At 56.0% G+C, this 20,828-nt stretch carries 20 protein-coding genes and 1 pseudogene; 3 read left to right on the top strand and 18 right to left on the bottom strand.

What is annotated here, in order from left to right; all coding sequences use genetic code 11:
- Positions 1-69: 69 nt before the first annotated feature.
- From ACTHO6_RS14265 to ACTHO6_RS14235, 7 genes and pseudogenes are all read right to left on the bottom strand, one after another.
- A pseudogene (locus ACTHO6_RS14265) lies at positions 70-294 on the bottom strand (SLOG family protein); the annotation flags it as partial.
- A gap of 161 nt (positions 295-455) precedes the next feature.
- Complete coding sequence (locus ACTHO6_RS14260; RefSeq protein WP_440242342.1) at positions 456-1,655, bottom strand: MFS transporter; 1,200 nt, start codon at positions 1,653-1,655, stop codon at positions 456-458.
- Between the two features lie 41 nt (positions 1,656-1,696).
- Positions 1,697-2,260 (bottom strand): thioredoxin family protein, encoded by a 564-nt coding sequence (locus ACTHO6_RS14255; RefSeq protein ID WP_440242355.1) that lies wholly within the window; start codon positions 2,258-2,260, stop codon positions 1,697-1,699.
- 30 nt (positions 2,261-2,290) lie between these two features.
- On the bottom strand, positions 2,291-2,683 hold the full coding sequence (locus ACTHO6_RS14250) for an IDEAL domain-containing protein (protein WP_440242339.1): 393 nt from the start codon (positions 2,681-2,683) through the stop codon (positions 2,291-2,293).
- Between the two features lie 69 nt (positions 2,684-2,752).
- Positions 2,753-3,193, bottom strand: coding sequence for an Rrf2 family transcriptional regulator (locus ACTHO6_RS14245; RefSeq protein ID WP_440242336.1), 441 nt, complete (start codon positions 3,191-3,193; stop codon positions 2,753-2,755).
- A 360-nt stretch (positions 3,194-3,553) separates the two neighbouring features.
- Complete coding sequence (locus tag ACTHO6_RS14240) at positions 3,554-4,141, bottom strand: DUF1802 family protein (RefSeq protein ID WP_440242335.1); 588 nt, start codon at positions 4,139-4,141, stop codon at positions 3,554-3,556.
- A gap of 160 nt (positions 4,142-4,301) precedes the next feature.
- On the bottom strand, positions 4,302-5,576 hold the full coding sequence (locus ACTHO6_RS14235) for a cation:dicarboxylate symporter family transporter (protein WP_440242332.1): 1,275 nt from the start codon (positions 5,574-5,576) through the stop codon (positions 4,302-4,304).
- Positions 5,577-5,839: 263 nt separating this feature from the next.
- On the opposite strand from ACTHO6_RS14235, the gene ytvI reads away from it, so the two are divergent.
- Entirely contained in the window at positions 5,840-6,871 is a 1,032-nt protein-coding gene (gene ytvI, locus ACTHO6_RS14230) for a sporulation integral membrane protein YtvI (RefSeq protein WP_440242330.1), read from the top strand.
- A gap of 106 nt (positions 6,872-6,977) precedes the next feature.
- Here ytvI and ACTHO6_RS14225 read toward each other — a convergent pair whose 3' ends face one another.
- From ACTHO6_RS14225 to ACTHO6_RS14200, 6 genes are all read right to left on the bottom strand, one after another.
- The gene (locus ACTHO6_RS14225; RefSeq protein WP_440242328.1) at positions 6,978-8,309 is read right to left on the bottom strand and encodes an MFS transporter; all 1,332 of its coding nucleotides are present in this window, start codon (positions 8,307-8,309) and stop codon (positions 6,978-6,980) included.
- Positions 8,310-8,645: 336 nt separating this feature from the next.
- Complete coding sequence (locus tag ACTHO6_RS14220; RefSeq protein ID WP_440242325.1) at positions 8,646-9,650, bottom strand: TAXI family TRAP transporter solute-binding subunit; 1,005 nt, start codon at positions 9,648-9,650, stop codon at positions 8,646-8,648.
- A complete protein-coding gene (locus ACTHO6_RS14215) occupies positions 9,647-11,014 on the bottom strand; it encodes a sigma-54-dependent transcriptional regulator (protein WP_440242323.1) in 1,368 nt (455 codons plus the stop codon). The genes ACTHO6_RS14220 and ACTHO6_RS14215 overlap by 4 nt, the downstream gene beginning before the upstream one ends.
- Positions 10,995-12,935, bottom strand: a complete 1,941-nt coding sequence (locus tag ACTHO6_RS14210) for a transporter substrate-binding domain-containing protein (protein WP_440242352.1) — start codon at positions 12,933-12,935, stop codon at positions 10,995-10,997. The genes ACTHO6_RS14215 and ACTHO6_RS14210 overlap by 20 nt, the downstream gene beginning before the upstream one ends.
- Before the next feature lie 193 nt (positions 12,936-13,128).
- Positions 13,129-13,506 (bottom strand): VOC family protein, encoded by a 378-nt coding sequence (locus tag ACTHO6_RS14205; protein WP_007783671.1) that lies wholly within the window; start codon positions 13,504-13,506, stop codon positions 13,129-13,131.
- An 86-nt stretch (positions 13,507-13,592) separates the two neighbouring features.
- Positions 13,593-14,465, bottom strand: coding sequence for a DUF6597 domain-containing transcriptional factor (locus ACTHO6_RS14200; protein WP_440242320.1), 873 nt, complete (start codon positions 14,463-14,465; stop codon positions 13,593-13,595).
- A 145-nt stretch (positions 14,466-14,610) separates the two neighbouring features.
- Here ACTHO6_RS14200 and ACTHO6_RS14195 point away from each other — a divergent pair, with 145 nt between their 5' ends.
- Positions 14,611-15,384 (top strand): YheC/YheD family protein, encoded by a 774-nt coding sequence (locus tag ACTHO6_RS14195; protein ID WP_440242349.1) that lies wholly within the window; start codon positions 14,611-14,613, stop codon positions 15,382-15,384.
- Here the strand turns inward: ACTHO6_RS14195 and mscL are convergent, their stop codons facing one another.
- On the bottom strand, positions 15,385-15,849 hold the full coding sequence (gene mscL / locus ACTHO6_RS14190; protein WP_440242318.1) for a large conductance mechanosensitive channel protein MscL: 465 nt from the start codon (positions 15,847-15,849) through the stop codon (positions 15,385-15,387). It lies immediately after the preceding gene.
- 223 nt (positions 15,850-16,072) lie between these two features.
- Here mscL and ACTHO6_RS14185 point away from each other — a divergent pair, with 223 nt between their 5' ends.
- Positions 16,073-16,405, top strand: coding sequence for a hypothetical protein (locus ACTHO6_RS14185; RefSeq protein WP_440242316.1), 333 nt, complete (start codon positions 16,073-16,075; stop codon positions 16,403-16,405).
- A gap of 420 nt (positions 16,406-16,825) precedes the next feature.
- On the opposite strand, the gene ACTHO6_RS14180 is transcribed toward ACTHO6_RS14185, so the two are convergent.
- Genes ACTHO6_RS14180 through ACTHO6_RS14165 form a run of 4 tightly spaced genes read right to left on the bottom strand, consistent with a single transcriptional unit; the run spans position 16,826 to position 20,703 of the window.
- Positions 16,826-17,041: a hypothetical protein gene (locus ACTHO6_RS14180; RefSeq protein WP_440242315.1), complete on the bottom strand. Its 216-nt coding sequence runs from the start codon at positions 17,039-17,041 to the stop codon at positions 16,826-16,828.
- Between the two features lie 53 nt (positions 17,042-17,094).
- Positions 17,095-18,312 (bottom strand): ABC transporter permease, encoded by a 1,218-nt coding sequence (locus ACTHO6_RS14175; RefSeq protein ID WP_440242313.1) that lies wholly within the window; start codon positions 18,310-18,312, stop codon positions 17,095-17,097.
- A complete protein-coding gene (locus ACTHO6_RS14170; RefSeq protein ID WP_440242311.1) occupies positions 18,309-19,031 on the bottom strand; it encodes an ABC transporter ATP-binding protein in 723 nt (240 codons plus the stop codon). Before ACTHO6_RS14170 ends, ACTHO6_RS14175 begins: the two co-directional genes overlap by 4 nt.
- A 4-nt stretch (positions 19,032-19,035) precedes the next feature.
- Positions 19,036-20,703, bottom strand: coding sequence for an efflux RND transporter periplasmic adaptor subunit (locus ACTHO6_RS14165; RefSeq protein ID WP_440242309.1), 1,668 nt, complete (start codon positions 20,701-20,703; stop codon positions 19,036-19,038).
- Positions 20,704-20,828 lie beyond the last annotated feature (125 nt).

Here is a 20,828-nt window from a genome sequence, read left to right as displayed (position 1 = left end):
TTCCCCATAAAAAATCCCTCCACAGTAGACAGTACAGACCTTTCTTTTGCCTGTCTACTATGGAGGGAGCATATCAAGATGGGGAGCCTCTTTTTTTACTTCCAGAACCGTTTCGGCTGCCCACAGTTCCACCCCGAGTTGCCCCGATACGATGACCCATTCCAAGCCTTCTTCCAGACATCGCACGAGTTCCCGTTTCAGTGCTTTTTTAATAATGGCTACCCCCGGATGTTTTTCATCAAATACGCCAAGCTCGTGCGCCTTGTAGCCTGAAACCAACAAGCGTTTCAGCATGATGCCCCCTCCCGTTTCCAAAAGCTCTGGCCGTACCCGAAAAAACAAAAAAATCTCGCCCCCCAAAGGACGAGATTTCCTCTCGCGCTGCCACTCCTCCTGCTTTGAAACTGTCACCGCGTCGCGACGCTTCCGCATAAGGGAGGAAGCAGCCCGTTTTTTTACGCCGCCACCCGCTTCAAGTTGCGTCGGCTTTCCATGCGCGACAAAAACAGGCTGAGCAGGAGAACGATCGCCCCAAACAAGTACGGTGCGTTCACATGCACGCCGTACAGCGTACCCGCCACGGCCGGGCCGAAAATATTGCCCAGACTCATATAGGCGTTGTTCATCCCTGCCACAAAGCCTTGTTCATCCCCGGCTCGCTTGGAAATCAGCGTATTGATCGCCGGGCGCATGATCGACGTCAGCGCAAAAAACAGCACCGTCAGGATGAGCATATACCAGAAATTTCCTGACAGCAGCATCAGCACCATCGTCACGGCCGAGCTGAAAAACGTCCAGTTGATGAGCTTCTTTTCTCCAAAGCGGGTAATCAGCTTCCCGATCAAGAGCGCCTGCACGATCGTTCCGGCCAGGGCCCCCACCGTGATGATGATGGATATATCGCGCGACGTGTACCCGAACTTCGCGTCAACGAACAGCGGAAAGATCACTTCGAAGTTCGCCAGTCCGAAGGTCATCGTAAAAATCAGCACCAGCATAATGAAATACGACGACTGAAACGACTTGCCGAGCTGCAGAAAAATGTTTTCTTTCTTCTGCTCCGACTGGCGGGCTGCCAGCTGCTTTTCTTTTGGCAACGATTCAGACAGAAACAACAGAGAGCCGATTGTCGCCACAGCACCAACCGCCGCCGAAATATAAAACGGCATCCGCAGTCCAAGCTCTGCGAGAAAACCGCCGATTCCCGGCCCGATCACGAATCCGAGGGACATGGCGGCGCCGAGCAGACCCAGCCCTTTTCCCCGCTTCTCCTCGGTTGTGATGTCCGCCACGTACGCGAGCATGGAAGGAATCATGGAGGCTGCCCCGATTCCCCCGATCAAGCGGGACAGGTACAGCACCCACGTATGCTCTGCCAAAGCAAAAACCAGATTGGAGATGGTAAACAGCAGCAGGCCGGATACGATCATGATTTTGCGGCCGTATTTATCCGACCATTCTCCCGCGATGGGCGAGAACAGAAACTGCGTCAAACCAAATGCCGCCACCAGGTAACCAGCTGTTTTCCCGCCCGCCCCGAATTCCTTCAAAAACTCGGGCAAGATCGGGATAATCAAGCCAATTCCCAACATGGCAATAAACATGTTGATCATTAAAAAGAGAATCGGCCGCCCGTTATTCCCAGAGGTGTTCATACTCATAGCTCCAGTCCTATCCATTTTCATTTTTTGTCTCTTTACGCTTGCAGCCTTGCCTTCACGCTTTCAATCACGGTGCGCCACACTGCCGGATCAGTCGTAATCTTCTCCTTGAAGCTTTTGTACAGCTGCTTTTGCTTCTCTTCGAAATCAGGCGCATCTGCCGCCGGAAGCGTCGCGCGGGCCGTCGTAATCATTTCCTGTACCTCCGGCGAGCGCGGTCCCCATACACAGGCTTCCACTCCCTCCTGATCGAGGAAAATGAACATCGGAATGGCCCGTGCCGTGCCGTTCGTGAGATACTGATCCATCAGCTCCAAGTTTTCGTCGCGGATGAGGTAGCGCAGCTCGATGTTGCTCTCCTCGGCGATACGCTGGATGATCGGAACGCACAAGGCGGCATCCCCGCACCAGTCGGCTGTCAGCACGACACCTTTCCAGTTGCGGCGGGACAGCTCCTGCCAAAACGCCAGATCGTCCTCGCTGAACGTAAGCTGCTCGTAGACGCGTCCCAGCTCCTCCTGGTTGACGCTCATGCTGGCGCGATACTCGGCAAAGCTCATTCCTTTTTCAAACCACTTGCTTTGATTCACGGTCGACATCATCGGTACTCCTCCTCTATATGAAAAAAATCATGGCTCCCCGATTGCCGAAGTTCCCAGGCGGTTACGCGGAAAATCGCTTCTTCTCTTCCGGTCCTGGCTTTCGGACGCCGCATGCGGATTGCGCAGCATCTTCGCTGTCAGCTCCATGAACCACTCTTTGTCTCGGGTCGCCAAGGCCAGCTCGATCAAGTCATGCAGCTGCTGCGGGGCAGCAACGGTTCCTGTCGACATGCGCTCCAGCCATGGCAGCGGAATGGTCACGAGTTTGCCGATCGCCTCTTCGTTGTCGCACTTGACGACATACACGCGAGCAATGCCCCGCGTGGAATCGACGGTTTCTACAAAGCCCTGCACCAATTCGCCGTGCTTGGTCTTGCCCATGACCCAATCGCTACTCTCCAGCATAGCATTCCGATCCATCTTCATGCACCACCTTAAATTGTAGTTAAAAAAGTTACAGTTTCCAGTTGAAAATGTTGCCTGCTTCGTTTACTGGCGATCCTGTACCTGACACTGCCCCTGGCGAACTTTGTCCAGAACCGTCTGGATCGTAAGCTCTTCCAAATATTTGGTGTAGGAAGACTCCGCTTCCGTAAAAATCTGATCCATGACGCCGTGCATATTGGCGGACACGAGGCAGGCTTCCTTCGGGTCGCCCGAGCACCAGTGCGGCTTTAGCGTTCCCGTCGACATCGAACGGTAAATCGCTGCCAACGTCACCTCGCCGGGATCGCAGGCCAGCATATAACCGCCCCCTACTCCTTCTTTTGTCTTCACGAATCCGTTTTTACGCAGAATCCCCATGATTTTGCGAATTCTCGCGGGATGGGTGCATACATTTTGTGCAATAAGCTCACTGCTTGCCATATGTCCCGGTAAATGAGCCAACAAGGCCAAGCTGTGAACAGCTATCGTAAACTCACTATTCACGTCTGAGACGGCCCCTTTCGCAAGAGTACTGTAATCATAATTCTTACAGTTTGGATTGTCAATCATGGTTGCAGGCGTAACTGTATGGGCAAGTGCATGGAAAGTGCTCCCGCAGCCGCAGCTGTAATCGTAACGGCACTCTCGGCTGTATCCGCTGCTGTTTTTTCTGGCCATGCCTAAGGCGCAGCGCCAAAAAAAGAAAGGAGACGGAAAAATCGCCCCCTTGTCTCCCTTTTGTCGATTACGTGCGCACCTTCAACAGCACTTTTCCCGTGCTCTGCCTGCTCTCCACCCAGGCGTGGGCGCTCGCTGGTTTGTGACCCGAAGCAGTCGGCTTCTGTTGACCGGACGTCCAAGCTCTTATGCCTGCAAAATCGCCATGACGGCGGCTTTTTTCTCTGCGTACTCCTCGTTGCTCAGCACAGGCGCAAATGCGCTTCTCGGCAACTCCACGAGCAGGTTGTGCCACGATTTGCAGCCCTGGTACGCGGCTTCAATCGGAATGACTGCCGGCTGGGCCAGCCGATACAGGCGCATGAACAAAATGTGCAGCGGCTGCTTTTTCTTCCAGTGGAGGCGCACATCGGCGAAGTTGTCCGTCCAGATGTGATGCGGCGACAGCGCACGCAGCCTGGCTTCGTCCAGCAGCTCCACATCGTCTGTCACTTCCGCAAAATACTCGATGGCGACGGTCGTTTGCTCACTCGACCAGCCTGCAAGCGTCGCGTCCAGCAAGTGGTGGTACGCGGGCTTTACCATGTCGCGCTTTTGGTGCTCGTAGGTCGGATACAGGTAAAACAAATTATTTTCCAATCGGAATTCTCTGGTTTCCTCGTATAGCCCGCCCTTGCGGATCGTAATGATCTGCTCACCTTCCCCGAGGGCTTTGACGGCGACCGCCCATTCCTTCAGGCTCAAGGGGGACAGCGGCTGTGCGATCGTCTGCATGCAGGATGGCTCCCTTCTGTTTGTCAGAATCGTTCGTGACTTTAGTCTAGCTTAATTCCGACCTGTTGGGAAGACATTAGCGCAATCAAAAAAAGCCTCTTGCCGGCTGAAAGCCTGACAAGAAGCTTTTCGATTCAGAACGTTTGCCGTAGCCGTAAAGTTAAGCCGCGGTTGCTTGGGCTTTCACTTCACGAACATACTGCTCGGCTTTTCTTTGGTCAAACTGACCTTCCCAGCGAGAAATCACAATCGCTGCCAAAGCGTTGCCCACTACGTTCACTACGGTGCGGGCCATATCCATCAGACGGTCGACACCAGCGATGAAGGCGAGTCCTTCCAACGGGATGCCTACGGAGCCGAGTGTGGCGAGCAATACGACGAACGATACGCCCGGCACGCCCGCAATTCCTTTGGATGTTACCATGAGTACGAGCATCAAAGTAATTTGGGCGCTAATCGGCATGTCAATCCCGTACATTTGCGCGATGAACAGGGCAGCCAGAGCCTGATACAGCGTAGAACCATCCAGGTTGAAGGAATACCCTGTCGGAATGACAAAGGAAGTAATCGCCTTCGGACAGCCCATTTTCTCCATTTTTTCCATGATCTTCGGCAGTACCGTCTCAGAACTGGACGTGGAGTAGGCCAGGAGCAGCTCGTCCTTCAAAATACGCAGAATGCTCGTGATCTTGACTCCGCTCATGCGCGCGATGACGCCCAGTACGATGAAGATGAAGAACAGCATTGCCACGTGAACCAGAATGACCAGTTTACCCAGTGGAACGAGCGAAGACAGACCGAATTTGGAAACGGTAACACCAATCAGGGCGAAGACACCGAATGGAGCAAAGCGCATGATCGTGTTCACGACCCAGAACATGGCGTCTGCCACACCCTGGAAGAAGGCAAGCACGGGTTTTCCTTTTTCGCCGGCTGCTGCCACTCCCAGTCCGAACAGAACGGAGAAGAAAATAATCGCCAGCATGTCGCCACGGACAATGGCATCAAACACGTTTTTCGGAACAATATTGACGAATGTGTCAACCATGCTGTGACTTTGCGCCGTTTCCGCCGTCTCAACATACGTGTGGATATCCGTTTTCGTCAGATGGGACATATCCACGCCTACACCCGGCTTGAACAGGTTGGCGGCCAAAAGACCAACGACGATGGCAATCGTGGTAACGATTTCAAAATAGAGGATCGTCTTTCCGCCGATTTTTCCGAGCTTTTTCATGTCGCCGACGCCTGCTACCCCGACAATCAGAGTGGCAATGACGATCGGAACGACAATCATCTTAATCAAGCGGAGAAATACATCGCCAATAGGCTGTAAATAGGTAGCCACTGCTGGATTGCCGTAAAAAATAGCACCCACCAGGATACCCAGAATGAGTCCGATGACAATTTGAATAGCTAACCCAAACCGCTTCATTCTGACACCTCGCTAGTAAAGTATGGAATTTTTTTGGTTGCTCTATATACACACTCACTTGAAATGAAGTGTTATACAGATCAGAATCATACCATGATTTTTTGGCTACTCCCCTTTTTTCTATTCTTTTTAGTTCTTTTTATTTTTTGACAAATGTTCCCCTTTTCATGGAAATGAGCGGGCGCATTGTGTTGCCTTCGGGAAAAATGATAAAATAAGCCTATCTTTCTTTTGCGGACGCCTAAATAGAATGGGGTACTTTCATGACAATTCGGAAAATCCTGCTCCTGGGCGTGCTGATCGCCCTCGCCCTGTTTCTCTTGCCTTACGCTGTCCCGTTTTTGCTCGCGCTTTTGACCGCGATTTTGCTAGAGCCGCTTGTCCTGTTTCTCATCAGCAAGGTCAAAATGAATCGGATGAGCGCCGTCATTGTGTCATTTTTGCTCTTTCTCGTTACGTTTGGTCTTCTGCTCTACTGGATCACGACCCAGATCGTCATCCAGGGCATTGATTTGGCACAGCGGCTGCCAGGCTTTTCCCAGCACTTGTTTGAACTGGTGGAGTCGTATTTGCTGAGTTGGGAAACGTACTCCGCCACCTTGCCTGCCGAGACGTTCATCCAGATCCAGAGCGTTTTTGCCGGATTGAAAACCTGGGCCATCACCAGCGCTTCAAGCGTCGCGCGAGCGATTCTGGGCGCAGCGGCCATCATCCCGGGCTTCCTCATCAGCACGATCATTTACCTGGTTGCCCTGTTTCTCATCAGCCTCGACCTGCCGAAACTGCGGGCTGGCTTCATGCGGATGTTCACAGTATCTGCCAGGGAAAAGGTCCAAGTCGTGCTCTCCCAGTTGAACCGGGCGACGGTCGGATTTTTGCGGGCGCAGATCATTCTCAGCATGATGACGTTCTTGCTCTCCTTTACGGGGCTGCTTCTTTTGCAGGTCAAGTATGCGGCAGTCGTCGCCCTGCTGATCGTACTCGTAGACATTTTGCCGATTTTGGGCACAGGCTCTTTTCTCGTTCCGTGGGCGGTCTACAACTTTTTGACAGGAAATGCTCGCCTGGCCATCGGACTTCTCATTCTGTTCCTCGTCATCACGGTCGTCCGCCGGATCGTGGAGCCGAAAGTGCTTGCTTCCAATCTGGGCATCAGCGCTCTCGCCGCATTGGTCAGCCTTTTCCTCGGCTTTCAGGTGATGGGATTTTTCGGGCTGATTCTCGGCCCTGCGCTCGTCATCATTTATGAAGCGCTGCGCAAGGCAGGCTTTTTGAACTTCAAAATCGACTTTTGACGGGAGGCGGCGGTCATTCGCCCGCTGCCTGTCGGCACAAAAAAAGACGCACAAAGGCGTCTTTTTTTGTGGCCGCACGGCTGGCCCAATCGCGATGGTTTCGCGCCTAGCTTGCGTTCTTGTTATCATCACGGTCAGGAGCAAGCTCCGCTTCGATGCGAGACTCCTTGGATGTCTCGCCCATGCGCCAGTACGTAATCAAGCTGATCGCAATACAGCCGGCGACATAGTAGTAGAACAGCGATTCGGAGCCGATGTTTTTCAGCCCGAGCGCGATGAACTCTGCGGTTCCCCCGAATACGGCAACGGTGATCGCATACGGGAAGCCTACGCCGAGCGCGCGAATTTCCGTCGGGAACAGCTCCGCTTTGACAATCGCATTGATCGAGGTGTAGCCTGTGACGATGATTAGACCTGTCAGCATCAACAGGAAGGCTGCCATCGGGCTTTTCGTCTGCTCCATCAAAAGGAACATCGGAACGGTAAACAGCGTTCCCGCAATCCCGAACGTCATCAAAAGCGGACGGCGGCCGATCCGGTCAGAGAGCAAACCCGCAATCGGCTGAAGGACGACGAATACCAACAGGGCCGTAAAGTTGATCCAGCTCACGGTCTCTTTCGGCAGTCCTACGGTGTTGACCATGAATTTTTGCAAATACGTCGTGTACGTGTTGAAGGCAATCGTTCCGCCGAGCGTAAGTCCGACAACGGTCAGCACTGCTTTCGGATGCTGCATCAAAGCGCGCAAGGTTCCTGCGCTCTCGCGGCTCTTCTTCTCCATGTTCGAGAATTGCTCCGATTCGTCCATCGAGCGGCGCAGCCAGAGAACAGCCAAAGCGCCCAATGCGCCGATGACGAACGGAATGCGCCAGCCCCATGCGTGCATGTCGGCTTCGCTGAGAATTTGTTGAAGGACGATCTGTACCCCGAGGGCCAACAGCTGTCCGGCAATCAGTGTCACATACTGGAAGCTGGAGTAGAAGCCGCGGCGGCCGCTGCTCGCCATCTCGGACAAATACGTGGCGGAAGTGCCGTATTCTCCTCCCAGGGACAAGCCTTGCAGCAGACGCGCGAGAACGAGAATAATCGGGGCATAAATGCCAATCGTGCTGTAGCCTGGCGTCAAGGCAATAATCAGGGACCCGCTGGCCATGACCGTGATCGAAAGCGTCAGCGCTGCCCGCCTGCCGTGACGGTCGGCGTAGCGGCCCATCAGCAAGCTTCCGATCGGGCGCATCAAAAAGCCGATGGCGAAGATGGCCGCGGTGTTGAGCAGTTGGCTGGTCGGGTCTCCCTGCGGAAAAAACTCCGATGAAAAGTACACGGCAAACGCAGAGTAGACATACCAGTCATACCATTCGATCAGATTGCCGATCGAACCTTTGAAGATGTTTCCCGTGATGCGTCGCGAATGGGCGCGATCGTGTGCTTGATTCACTGTTCTTCCTCCTTGTTGTTGATTCTAGCCAGAAACCGTCCTATCCCCCCGAAAGCGGAATGTAATCGGTTTCAAAACGCAATCGCCCTTTTAGTAAAGCAAGTTGCGTGCCAAGCTTCTTCCGCGCTGCCTGCCGGGACAGGCAACTGGGGGCGAAGAGATCGTTTCTATCGAATTTTTCGACGTGCCAGAATGTTTCGCGAAGACAGTCTTGTAAGCAAACGCCCGCTCTCTCCGTCCTCCCCACGCAAAAACCCGGCAAAAAACTCCGTACGATGCGGAATTTATTGCCGGGTCGATCGTTACTTGCGTCCTTTTTTCCTCTATGGCGTTTCTCTACGGCGTTTGTCCCTGGGGCCGCGCCAGCTCGGCGTAGTATTTGGCAGCGCCCGGATGGAGCGGCACGACCAGCTCCTTGCCCGCCGTCTGCCTGTGGATTTGCTTGGCGGCTTCGTGGGCGGCTTGCAGGGCGTCGAGGTTTTCAAAAAACGTTTTCGTCAGCCGGTACACCTGTTCATCGCCCAAGCCCGAGCGGACGAGCAAGATGTTGCGAATCGCGACCGTCGGGACGGCCTTGTCGTTTCCGTAGAGGCCCGGAGGAAGCTGGGCTTTTTCAAAAAAGGCAAAGCGCTTCGTCAGCTTCTCGATGGCTTCGGGCAAAATCGGCACGATCGCCACGTCATGGGTGGCTTGCAGGTCCAATACCGCCGAATTGGGCAAGCCGGAGGTGACAAAGGCGGCGTCAATCGCGTTGTTTTTCAATTGCTCAATCGCCTCTGCATAGGAAAGGTACTCGGGCCAGATATCGTTGTACGTGATGCCGTGCTCGTTCAAGATCATCCGGGCGTTGACCTCTACCCCACTGTTCGGCGCGCCGACGCCTACCCGCTTGCCTTTTAGGTCGTACACCGAATGAATGTCCCTGTCTTTGAGTGTGACGATTTGCACATAGTTCAAGTACAGCCCGGCAATCGACTTCAGATGCCTGGCAGGCCCGCTCGCCTGAAAGCCTTCCAGGCCGCCCAGCGCAAACGAAGCGACGTCCGACATGGAAAAAGCCACATCCGCCTTGCCGCTCTCCAGCAGGTGGACGTTTTCCACGGAGCCGTCCGAGGAGCGCACCGCCGTCTTGTAGCCGAGCTGGTGATGGTACACCTTAGCCAATGCTCCCCCGATGAGGTCGTAGGGGCCGGAAGCTCCCCCTGTCGCAATCGTCAAAAACGGCTGCTCGTCGCCTGAATCGGGCGGGGCCCATTCCGGCTCCCGCTGGCAGCCTCCTGCCGCTATCGCGAAGCCGATGGCGACGACAGCCACGATAAGCCATGCGCGGACGGCTCTCATTGTGCGCCTCGCCCATATTGCTTCAGCTTGTCGCGCAGTCCCCGCTCGCTGATCCCGAGCTGCCTGGCCGTGTTCAGCCGATGGCCCCCGTTTTTCTCCAGCGTATAGAGAATGTACAAGCGCTCCGCTTCGGCAAGCGTCAAGCCCTCCGGGAGAAAAAGGCCGCGGCCCTCCCGCTTTTCCGCTGCGCTCCCGCCGCTGTTTTCGCGCACCGCTTCCGGCAGGTCGCGCGGTTCAATGACCTCGTTTTCCGAGAGGGCGACCGCATATTCGATCATGTTGGACAGCTCCCGCACATTGCCAGGATAGGAATAGCGATACAGCATCCGCTTGGCATCCGCGCTGAACGTTTTCTTGCGCACGCCCATGTTGGCCGAATACAGCGCCAGAAAATGCTCCACGAGCAGCGGCACATCCTCCTTGCGCTCGCGCAAAGGCGGCAAATGAATCGGGATGACATTCAGGCGGTAGTACAAATCCTCGCGAAAATTCCCTTTGGCGACTTCCTCCTGCAAATGGCGGTTCGTGGCGGAAATAATCCGCACGTCCACTTCCTTCGGCTGCTGCGAGCCGATCGGGGTCACCACCTTTTCCTGGATCACCCGCAAGATTTTCGCTTGCAAAGCCAGCGGCATCTCGCCGATCTCATCGAGAAAAATCGTGCCGCCGTCCGACCGTTCAAACAGTCCTGGCTGCCTGGCATACGCCCCGGTAAACGCCCCTTTTTCATGCCCGAACAGTTCGCTTTCCAAGAGCGGCTCCGGAATCGCCGCACAGTTGATGACGGAAAACGCGCCCTTTTGCCGCTCGCCCTGATAATGAATGGCGCGGGCGACCAGCTCTTTTCCCGTGCCGCTCTCGCCTGTAATCAGCACATTCGAGCCGATACCCTTGACCTTTTGGATCAAGTGGAAAACTTTTTGCATGGCACTGCTCTTGCCGATCATGCCCGCATACGTCTCCTGCTGGCGAACCGCCTGACTCAGCACCTGAACCTGCTGATGAAGCTGCTGAAACGCAAGCGCCTTGCCGAGCAACAGCTTCACTTCCTCCAGGTTGAGCGGCTTGGTCAAGTAATGGTACGCTCCGGCCTTTATGGCCTCCACGGACGATTCGATGGAGCCGTAGGCCGTCATCATGATGACGACGACGTCGGGCTTTTTTTCCTTGATCTGCCGCAACAGCTCCATGCCGCTCGCCCCGCGCAAATTCAGATCGAGCAGGATGCCGTCGATCCGCTCCTCTTCCAGCAGCTGCAAGCTTTCCTCCGGCCCGGAAGCGGTAAACACGCGGTATTCGTCTTCCAGGGCGAAGGAAAGCGACGAACAGATGGCCCGTTCATCGTCAATGATTAAGATGTTCATGGCCTGTCCCTCCTTGGGCAAATGTCAGGAAAAACGTGGTGCCTGTCCCCGTCGTACTCTGCACGTCAATGGCGCCCCCGTGCTCCTGCATGATTTTCTGGCTGAGGTACAAGCCCAGCCCGATCCCTTGACTTTTCGTCGTGTAAAACGGCTGGAACAAATGGGGCCGCTCCTGCTCGCCGATGCCCCGACCGGAATCGGCAATCGCCAGGCATACCGTGTGCGCTTCTGACGGCAGCACGGAAAAAGTCAGGCGCTTGTCCTCCGAGTAGACCATCGCCTCAATGGCGTTGAGCAGCAAGTTTATCAGCACCTGCTTGACGCGGTCGCGGTCGACGAACACGTCCACATCGAGAGTAGGCTCGACTGTGACCCGGATCCGTTCATTTTCGATCCGCTTGGCAAAAAGTCCGAGTACAGACTGCACCAGCTCCCGCAAGTTTTCCCGTTTTTGCTGCATCGGCTTTTCCCGCGAGTAGTCGAGCAAATCTTCAATGATCCGGTTCATCCTCGCCACTTCTTCCGGCACGTGCTCCACCAGCTCTCTGCGAAAGCGCTCGTCGTTCAGCTTCTTCGGCAAAAGCTCGACAAACGTCTTGATCGCCGTGAGCGGATTGCGGATTTCGTGGGCGATGCCTGCGACCAGCTCGCCCAGCGCCCGCATTTTTTCCTGGGCGATCAGCCGCGCCTGCAAATGCTTTTGCTCGGTCCGGTCCTGCAAGCACAGAATGCCGCCCACCTGCTGGCCCGCTCCGTTGGTCAAGGCGGCGAGGTAGTAATGCACAATCCGGCCCGTTCCGTCCCCGAGATGCAGCTCGCCTTCGAGCATGTGCCCGGCCCCCATGTAAAGCGCCTGGCGGATCGGCAGTTGCGGCAGACAGTCCCATACGGATGGCTGGGCGGCCTTTTCCCCTTGTCCTAGCAATTTTTGTGCCGCGTGGTTGATGAGCGTAATCCTTCCTTCGCGATCAAACGACACGATCCCGTTGTCGACGCTGTTTAACACGGTCGTCTGAAAAGCGAAGCTGTCCGCCAGCGCGGCCGTTTGCCTCCGGACCGCTTTTTGCAGGCGGTTGTTCCAGAAAAAGCTTCCCGCCAACACGATGACGACCATCCCCATCACGATCAAGAGCCCGTACACGAGCTTGCGCCACCAGTCGATCGCAATCGCGCTGTACGGCTCCAGATACCGCGAGTAAAGCTGCTCGTACATCCCGCTCTGGTGCAGCTGGGCCAAGCCCTCGTTGAGCTTGTTGACCAGCTCATAATTGCCTTCGCGGACGGCAAACGCATAGTCGGACGGCGGAATCAGCCCGGTGCGAATCCGATACTCCTGCTGCCTGCCCGTTCCCGCAAGCACGTATTCGGCTGTCCAGCGGTTGCCCAAAAACACGTCCGCCCGGTCCAAAAAGAGCATGTCCAAGGCGTCCGGCTGGCTGAAGGCGACCAGCCGCTTGCCGCCCCGAATGTTCTCCAACTGCGAAATGGCTGCGTCGTCTTGCTGAATCGCCACGACTTTTCCCCGCAAATCGTTAAGCGCGGAAATATCCCGGATGGCTTTTGGCACGACCAGCGCGTCCGCCGCCGTCAAATACGAATCGCTGAAATCAAACAACGCATCGCGCGTGCCCGTATATTTCATCCCGACCACCAGGTCCAGCTTGCCTTCCGTCAGCCAGGTGACCGTCTCCTCCCACTCTAGCGGAACGTACTCGATCTGATAGCCGCGCAGCGAGTCCATGCTGCGGATCAGCTCGATGTCAAAGCCTGCCGCTTCCCCGTTTTTGTCCACGTAAGACAAGGGAGGCAGCCTTTTGTCGAAGCCGACGCGCAGGATGCGCTCCTCCTGGGCCTGCGCTTCTGCGGGCGCAGCCTGCGGCCAGGAGAGAATCAGTGTGAATACGGTCAAGAGTACCGCCATCTTTTGCAAAAAACGCCCGCCTCCCTTCCTCGCGCTATCGCTGTTGCCTGTCCTGTTTTGCCGATCGGTTAACAAGCTTATTATGGACGAAGCAACCAGGCTTGAAAAGAATCATGCCCGCGAAAACGAAAACAAGCCGATCCTCTTGTCCGAAGAGAGTCGGCTTGCATTCGTTTTTTTTGCCACCGTGCCTTTAGGCAAACAGGCTAATCAGGTTGCCATCCGGGTCTTTGACAATCGCATAGCGCTGGCCCCAGACGGCATCCCACGGCTCGCGGTGGCTTTCGTAGCCATGCTCGACGATTTTGGCATACAACGCATCCAGGGCTGCGGCATCGTCGCATAAAAAGGCCAGCTCGATTCTGTGTCCGCTCGCCGGCTCCCATCCGCCGTACACGCTTTTGGCGATCTCCACCGTGTCAAAAGCCAGGCGCACGCCATCCTGTGCGACTTCCACGTGCTGCTCTTCGTTCGCCTGCTCCGGGATCGCAAACCCGAGCACGCGGTAAAAGTCCAGCGCCTTTTTCATGTCCTGCACGACCAGTCCTACCATATCCAGCTTGATTCCCATTTGCTTTCCTCCTGCGTTTTCGAAGTAGTTCCCGCCATGTCGCTGCATGCGCGAGCGAGGTTCTTTCCCAACAATAGCAGACAAGCCTATTCAGTTGCTTGTAAAAAACGGACAACTTCACCCGGCTGCGCCCGCGCTCCGCGCACGGCGAAAATTCCGCCCGGCGTCTCACCGTAGTAGGCGCGAAAGCTTTTGATGACGTGCGACTGGTCGTAGTAGCCGCATTGTACGGCCGCGTCTGCAAAGGAAGAAGCCTGCCCTTTGGCGAGCAGTTGCAGCAAGCTCTGAAACTGGATAATGCGGGACAGCTCCTTCGGCCCGATGCCGAGTGCCTGCTGGAACATCCGGCTCACATTTCGTTCGCTGTAGCACACTTTTTCCGCCAGCGCCGCAACCGACAGATTCCCCTGATGCTCGTACATATGCTGCATGCTGGTCAACAAGAGCGCATTTTGCCGCATCCCGTCGCGGTTCAGGCTCTGCATCAGCAGCCGCTCCGCCCAGGCAATCCGCTGGGCCGTGTCCGCCGCGTCCAGCATTCCTTCCATCGCCCACAGCGCCTCGCTCCCCCAGAGGTCCTCCAGCAAAACGTGCGCAGCGCTGACCTCCGCCACCGGAAAGCGGAAAAAACGGTCGGCCTCCTCCACGAAAAAACGGATGCCGAACATCGCCTGCGGCTCTACCAGCGGCATGAGTTCATAGGCGGTCATCAGTCCGGTGACAAACGCGCCGCGCCCGAACGATCTCGCTCCCAGATCGAAAATGATGTCGACGCAGCCGTCCGGGATGACTCTGTGCAAAAGCGGCATGCTCTGCCCGTGGCCGTGGAACTGCGAAGTCCAATAGCAGGCCACGTAATTCGCCAGGCTTTTGCTGGGCAAGTATTCGCGATAGCTGTACTGGTCGTCGGAGCCCGTCCCTTGCAAGATCGGCGGCTGGACTGGTTGGTATCGTCTCATCTCGTTCTCCGTTTCCGTTCGCATTTGCTTTTCTTAGAACATATTTTCCCCGCAATTGCCCAACTCCTGCTCACTTTTTTCCATTTTGCTGTATATGTTAGCAAGAATGGAACTTTGATCTTTGCAAAAAGGCGAGGTGTCTAACTTGATCTCCTCCTCCAAATGGCGCCTTCATCAGTTTTTTTCCAAAAGCCCGCACATTCGGCCGTATTTGCCCCCCACAGACTTGTACCGGCCCGCTCTGTTGGAACCTTATCTTGCGAAGTACACGACCGTCTACGTCAAGCCGACGCGAACCCACATGGGCAAAGGCATCATCCGCGTCTTGCAAACGGCGGACGGCTACCAGTATGTAAAAGAGCGCGGCGAGCCTGTCCGCGTCGCCTCGCTCACGGAGCTGAAGCAGCAGCTGGCCCGCCTGTGTACGGAAAAAAGCTACATCATTCAAAAAGGACTGAATCTGGCCGAACTGAACGGCCGCCCGTTCGACATTCGCGTCATGATGATGCGCAACGGCCTCGGGAAATGGCAATATGCCGGGATGCTGGCAAAAGTAGCCGGGTCTGACAGCGTCATCACGAACGTCGCCCGCGGTGGCGGCTACGCCGTCACCGTCCCTCACGCCTTGTCCAGGTCGGGGGCCGTCGCGCCGGAACAAATCAAGGCGGTCGTCTCCCGGTTGATCCGCGTCAGCCACCGCGTCTGCGCCCATTTCAACAAATACCGCCACAGCGCGCAAATCGGGGTTGATTTCGCCATCGACAAAGCGGGCCAGCTCTCGATCATCGAGGTCAACTACGACTTCCCTTCTCACGCCCTGTTTGCGAAGCTCCAGGACAAAACGTACTTCCGCACTATCAAGCGGCTGCATGCTCAGTACAAAAACCGGGGAAAGCGCAAAAAGAAAAACAGCGGGTGACTACTCGTGGGCGAGTACCGCTCCGTCCGCATCCAGCATGGAGGTGCAATGCGGGCAGCGGGTCGCCTTGATCGGAATGGCCGTGATGCAGTACGGGCATTCCTTCGTTGTTTCCGGCGCTTTCTCCGCTGCTTGCTTGCGCTTGAAGCGGTTCAGCTGTTTGACAACAAGGAAGATGGAAAAGGCAATAATCACAAAATCAATGACCGTATTCAGGAAAAGCCCGTAGTTCAGGGTCGCAGCCCCGCCTGCTTTCGCTTCGGCAAGCGTGTTGTAATCGCCGCCGCTCAGGGTGATGAACAAATTGGAAAAGTCAACCTTGCCCAACAGCAGGCCGATGAGCGGGGTAAGGATATCGTTGACCAGCGAAGTTACGATTTTTCCGAAGGCTCCACCAATGACAACCCCGATGGCCAGATCCAGCACATTTCCTTTTAAGGCAAACTCTTTGAACTCTTTCAACATAAAGCTTCCTCCTTCTTGGTTCCTACCATCTTCCATCCTCAGCGTAACGGGACGAGGACTTGCCTTCGCAGGGGGGGGATTGGCTGCGCCAGTTTCCCTCTTGCATGGAGTCGGAGACTATTTTACACTTATTCTTGGTTTCGACAAAATTCGTCAACATCCACATTTCAGCCTGTCTGACATCCTCCGTATTTCGACAGGCTCAGAAAAAGGAGCACAAGCTATGCCCTCTGTGGAAAACCACGTAACCGAAGCTCTTTTCCTCGCCAAGCAACAGCTCATCCGCGCCATTATCCAATCCAAAACCAAGCCGTATTTGCCCGTGTGGGGAGAACTGTTTACTTCCTTGCGCGATATTGCCAGGATCGGCCAGCAAACAAAGGAAAATCTGCTGCTCTACTCGCTGCAGCCAACTGGCTCCCTGTGGTATTTGTATCAAGAAAACTGCTTTCATGCCGATCTGCCCGATCCCGGCATCTCGATCTCGCTGTCGCAGGAGCAGCTGATTGACGCCTTGCTGAAAGGCAGCTTTTCTCCGAAACTCCCATCGTCGTAAAACAGCGACCCTCTTTTTTCGTTGCGTAGCTTTTGCTGTTTTTCGCAAACGAAAAAAAACCCCAGGATGCGCTCCTGGGAAAGGGTAGTACGAAAGTATTCACGTGAATACTGTCATTCTAGCTCGATATACCTATGAAGTCTAGCAGTATGTTTAGGTAATTGTACCTATTCTATCCACTTTCGAAACGATGGGGTGCGGCGCGAAAGCAGATCGACTGCCCTACCATCCCCGCAGATTGCCCCGCTTGAAAAAAAGAGGCGGCCCTCCTGCACAGTTTGGGTACCGCCATCCCGAACTTCCCCAAGTTCGTTCATATTGGAATTGTACTATGAAACTCTCTTATCGAAAAGTGTCAGGTTTTGTTTTATAGCGAAATAATGGAAAACGGGTGATCCCTTATACGAGACGCCAGTCAGTCTACCTGGTATCCTTGCTGACCGCATGAGCGGCTCTCGGACCAAACAGGATGTACAAATACACGTACTGACTGACGCTCACTCTGGAAAAGACGAAGGCAACCCCTGCCTTCTCCGCATACTGCCTGACGCGAAACCGCAAATTTCCCGCTTTCAGTCTTTTCAGAATGCGTGTCGCTTCTCGCCACGGTACGGAAAACTGGACGTTTTTTTCCATCAGCACATACACCTCACCGAAGCTAGTATGCCCCAATGGGAAAATATACACACTCATTCGTAGCGAAGCGCGTCGATCGGCTTTAGCTTGGCTGCCTTGCGCGCCGGGTAGACGCCAAAGATGACGCCCACCAGGGACGAGGTCAAAAACGCATACAAAATCGGGGTCACGCTGATCGAGGTGGCAAGCGAGCCGAGCTTGCCGATCAGGAGCGCGGCGCCTACTCCGATGGCAATGCCGATCATGCCGCCAATCAGACTGAGCGTGACGGCCTCGATCAAAAACTGACGCAAAATATCGCGGCGCTTGGCTCCGATTGCCTTGCGAATCCCAATTTCGCGCGTCCGCTCCGTCACAGAAACGAGCATGATGTTCATCACCCCGATTCCCCCGACAATCAGCGAGATCGCCGCAATGCCGGACAAGAGGGCCGTCATCGAGCTGGACACCTCCTGCGCCGTGCTGAGAATGTCGGATTGGGAGGTGATGCGAAAATCGTCCGCCGCTTGCGGCCGGAGGTTGTGCTGGGCCCGTAGCGTCTGGCGGATCGCCTGCTGCGCCGCATCCATCGTGTCGGCAGAAGCTGCCGAGACGTAGATCGTACTGACGTTTTTGCCTCCGGTCAAGCGGCTCATCGCGGTCGTAATCGGGATGAGGATTCTGTCGTCGTTATTGGTCATGCCGGAGCTTCCCTGGCTTTTCAGCACGCCGATGATCGTAAACGGCACGCGATTGATCTGCACGGTTTGCCCCACCGGGTTCGTCGTCGCGCCCTTGAACAGGTTGCTGACAACTTCCGTCCCTACGACCGCCACGTTAAACTGCCGCGTCACCTCGAAGTTGGTGAAAAACCGGCCTTGCGCCACCTCTGCATTACGCACGCGCAAAAAATCGGCGGTCGTCCCTTCCAGCATGCTGGAGTAATTGTTGCTGCCCCAGACGATCTGGGCGCGGCCGTTGACGCTCGGGGCGACTCCCGCCACGGATTCCTGCTTGCCGATCGCTTCTGCGTCCGCCATGGTCAACGTGTTCAGCGACCCGGCCCCGAGGCTGACCCGTCCTTGCGTCGCCTGTCCCGGCGAAACGATCAGCAGATTGCTGCCCAGGCCGTTGATCTGCGAGGCGACAGAGGAGGACGTGCCTTCCCCGATGGCGACCATCGCAATGACCGCCGCCACCCCGATGATAATGCCCAGCATCGTGAGCACGGAGCGCAAGCCGTTCGCTCGGATGCTGCGAAACGAAATGCGTACACACTCGATCAAGCTCATGTTCTCACTTCCTCTGCCCACGCTCTTCTGCGCTGTTTGACCACTTCATTGGCGATGATCTGGCCGTCACGAAAACGGACAATCCGCCTGGCATACTCGGCAATATCCGGCTCATGCGTGACGAGGATGACGGTTTTGCCTTCGTCGTTCAGCCGCTGGAAAATGCCCATGATCTCTTCGCTCGTCCTGGTATCCAGGGCGCCAGTCGGCTCGTCCGCCAGCAAAATGACCGGATCGTTGACCAACGCCCGGGCGATCGATACCCGCTGCTGCTGGCCGCCTGACAGCTCGTTCGGCTTGTTGTTCAACCGATCGGCCAGTCCCACGCTGGCCAACGCCCGGATCGCCTTCTCCCTGCGCTCTCTGGCAGGCGTGCCGCCGTACAAGAGCGGCAGTTCCACATTTTCCACCGCTGTCGTGCGCGGGAGCAGATTGAAGTTTTGGAAAACAAAGCCGATTTTCTGATTGCGAATCTCCGCCAGCTCATCATCGTGCGCCTCGGAAACAGGGTGGCCATCCAGGTAAAACTCCCCCGACGTCGGCTTGTCGAGGCAGCCGATCACGTTCATCATCGACGATTTGCCCGAGCCGGACGGCCCCATGATCGCCACGAAGTCGCCTTTTTCAATCGTCAGGCTGACGCCGCGCAAGGCCCAAATTTCCTGGTCGCCGATCTGATACTGCTTTTTCAGCCCTTCGATTTGTATGACTGGTCTCATCTTTTCATCGTCCCCTCATCGGCACGACGCCTCCGCCACCCGGGAAGCCGCCGAAGCCGGGCATTCCGCCTCCCATTCGGGCACCGTTCTGATTGGTCGACGACGAGCTTGTGCCTGTACTGATCGGAATGACGACTCTGTCCCCTTCCTGCAATCCTTCCAGCACCTCTACCCGATCCGCGGCAAAAAAGCCGATCTTGATCGGCACGAACTGGTACGGCATGGCAGCCAGTCTGCCCTCTCTCGCGCTTGTGCGCTCGCCCGTCTGCCCGGCCTGCTGCGCTCCCGCCTCCGGCTTGGCCTCGGACTTTTCGGCTGCGGATGGTTCGTTCGCAGGCCGTCCGGTTGCACCGTCCTTGGCTCCGGCGCCGTCTCCGTCTCCGGACAAGAGGTAGACGCCGTCCTTGCCGTTTTGCGTCTGCAAGGCATAGGCCGGCACGTACAGCACATCCTTGTGCGTTCCCAGCTCGATCGTGACGTTCATCGTCATCCCGATCTTCAGCTTGCTGTCCTTGTTGGTGACCGAGAGCAGCACATCATAGCTCGTCACGCCGGAATCGGTCTTCGCCTCCGGATAAATCAGCTTGACTTGGCCCGTAAACGTCTCATCCGGGTACGAGCTGGTCGTAAACGACACAGGCAAGCCTTCCTTTACTTTTCCGATATCGCTCTGGCTGATCTGGGCCAGCACCTCCAGCTCGCCGGAGTTGGAATTGTCCATCATGATAAAATCATTGCCGGGCACCTCGCCGACATTGCCGTTCACCTGGACGATCACCCCGTCCATCGGCGCTCGCAGCGTCACGGCGTTCAAGGCTTTTTGCGCTTTTTGCAGCTCGGCCTTCGCTTGCTCGACCGCCGCCTTCGCCGCGAGAATCGTCGCGGAATCCGGCCCTTCGTTCGCTTCGTTCAGCGCCTCCTGTGCCGTCTGGTAGGCGGCGAGTGCCTGCTCGACCTTTACGCTTGCCTGCGAGCGCGTCTCTTCCGCTGCCAGCACAGCCGTGCTGTAATCGCGCTTCGCCTGCTCCAGAGCGTCTTGTGCATTGTCGTACTCGGTTTGCGAGATGGCCCCTGCCTCAAACAGTTTCTTTTGCGAATCAAACGTCTTCTGGGCGTTGTCGAGATTAGCCTTCGCCTTGGCCAGATCGTTCGTCGCCTTTTGCCCGTCGATATTTTGCTTCGCCAGTTCCAGCTCGTTTTTCGCCTGGGCGACTGCCGCCTGCAACGAAGAGAGCTCTGCCGCGCTCTTGCGCTTTTGCGCCTCCTCCAGCTTCGCTTGTGCCGATAAAAGGTTCGCCTGGGCGTTGGTCACCTGCATTCTGGCAACGGAATCATCCATCGTCGCCAGCACCTGCCCGGCCTTTACGTGGTCGCCGATTTTCACCTGGATCGTCGAGATCGCATCCTTCGCATCCTCCGCGTCTGAAAACGAGAGCGAGGAGCGCTTGGAAGCCTGAACGGTTCCGGACGCCAGCACGGTTTCCGACACATCGCCCCGCTTGACCGTGACGACCTGATACGCTGCCTGCGCCCGCTCCGGGGTGAAAAGCGTCCGGTAGCCGAACACGCCTCCCCCCGCAATCGCCGCGACAGCCAGTCCGACGATCAGCCATTTTTTCCTGCGATTTCGCCCTCCCGAAAACAACGTCTGCTTTTTCTCCGATTGCGTCACAGCTCATCCTCCTGCCTTTTGCTTCATGATGGGGGAAGAGGCTCGTCTTCCCTGCTGCGATCACTATACGGAACGAATACGTCAGGGAAAAGTCAGGGGAAGGGGAGCAAAGGGAAAAGTCATCG

The sequence above is a fragment of the Brevibacillus sp. SAFN-007a genome (assembly GCF_051967035.1).
Lineage (GTDB): Bacteria > Bacillota > Bacilli > Brevibacillales > Brevibacillaceae > Brevibacillus.
This window is presented reverse-complemented; position numbering and strand designations above follow the sequence as displayed.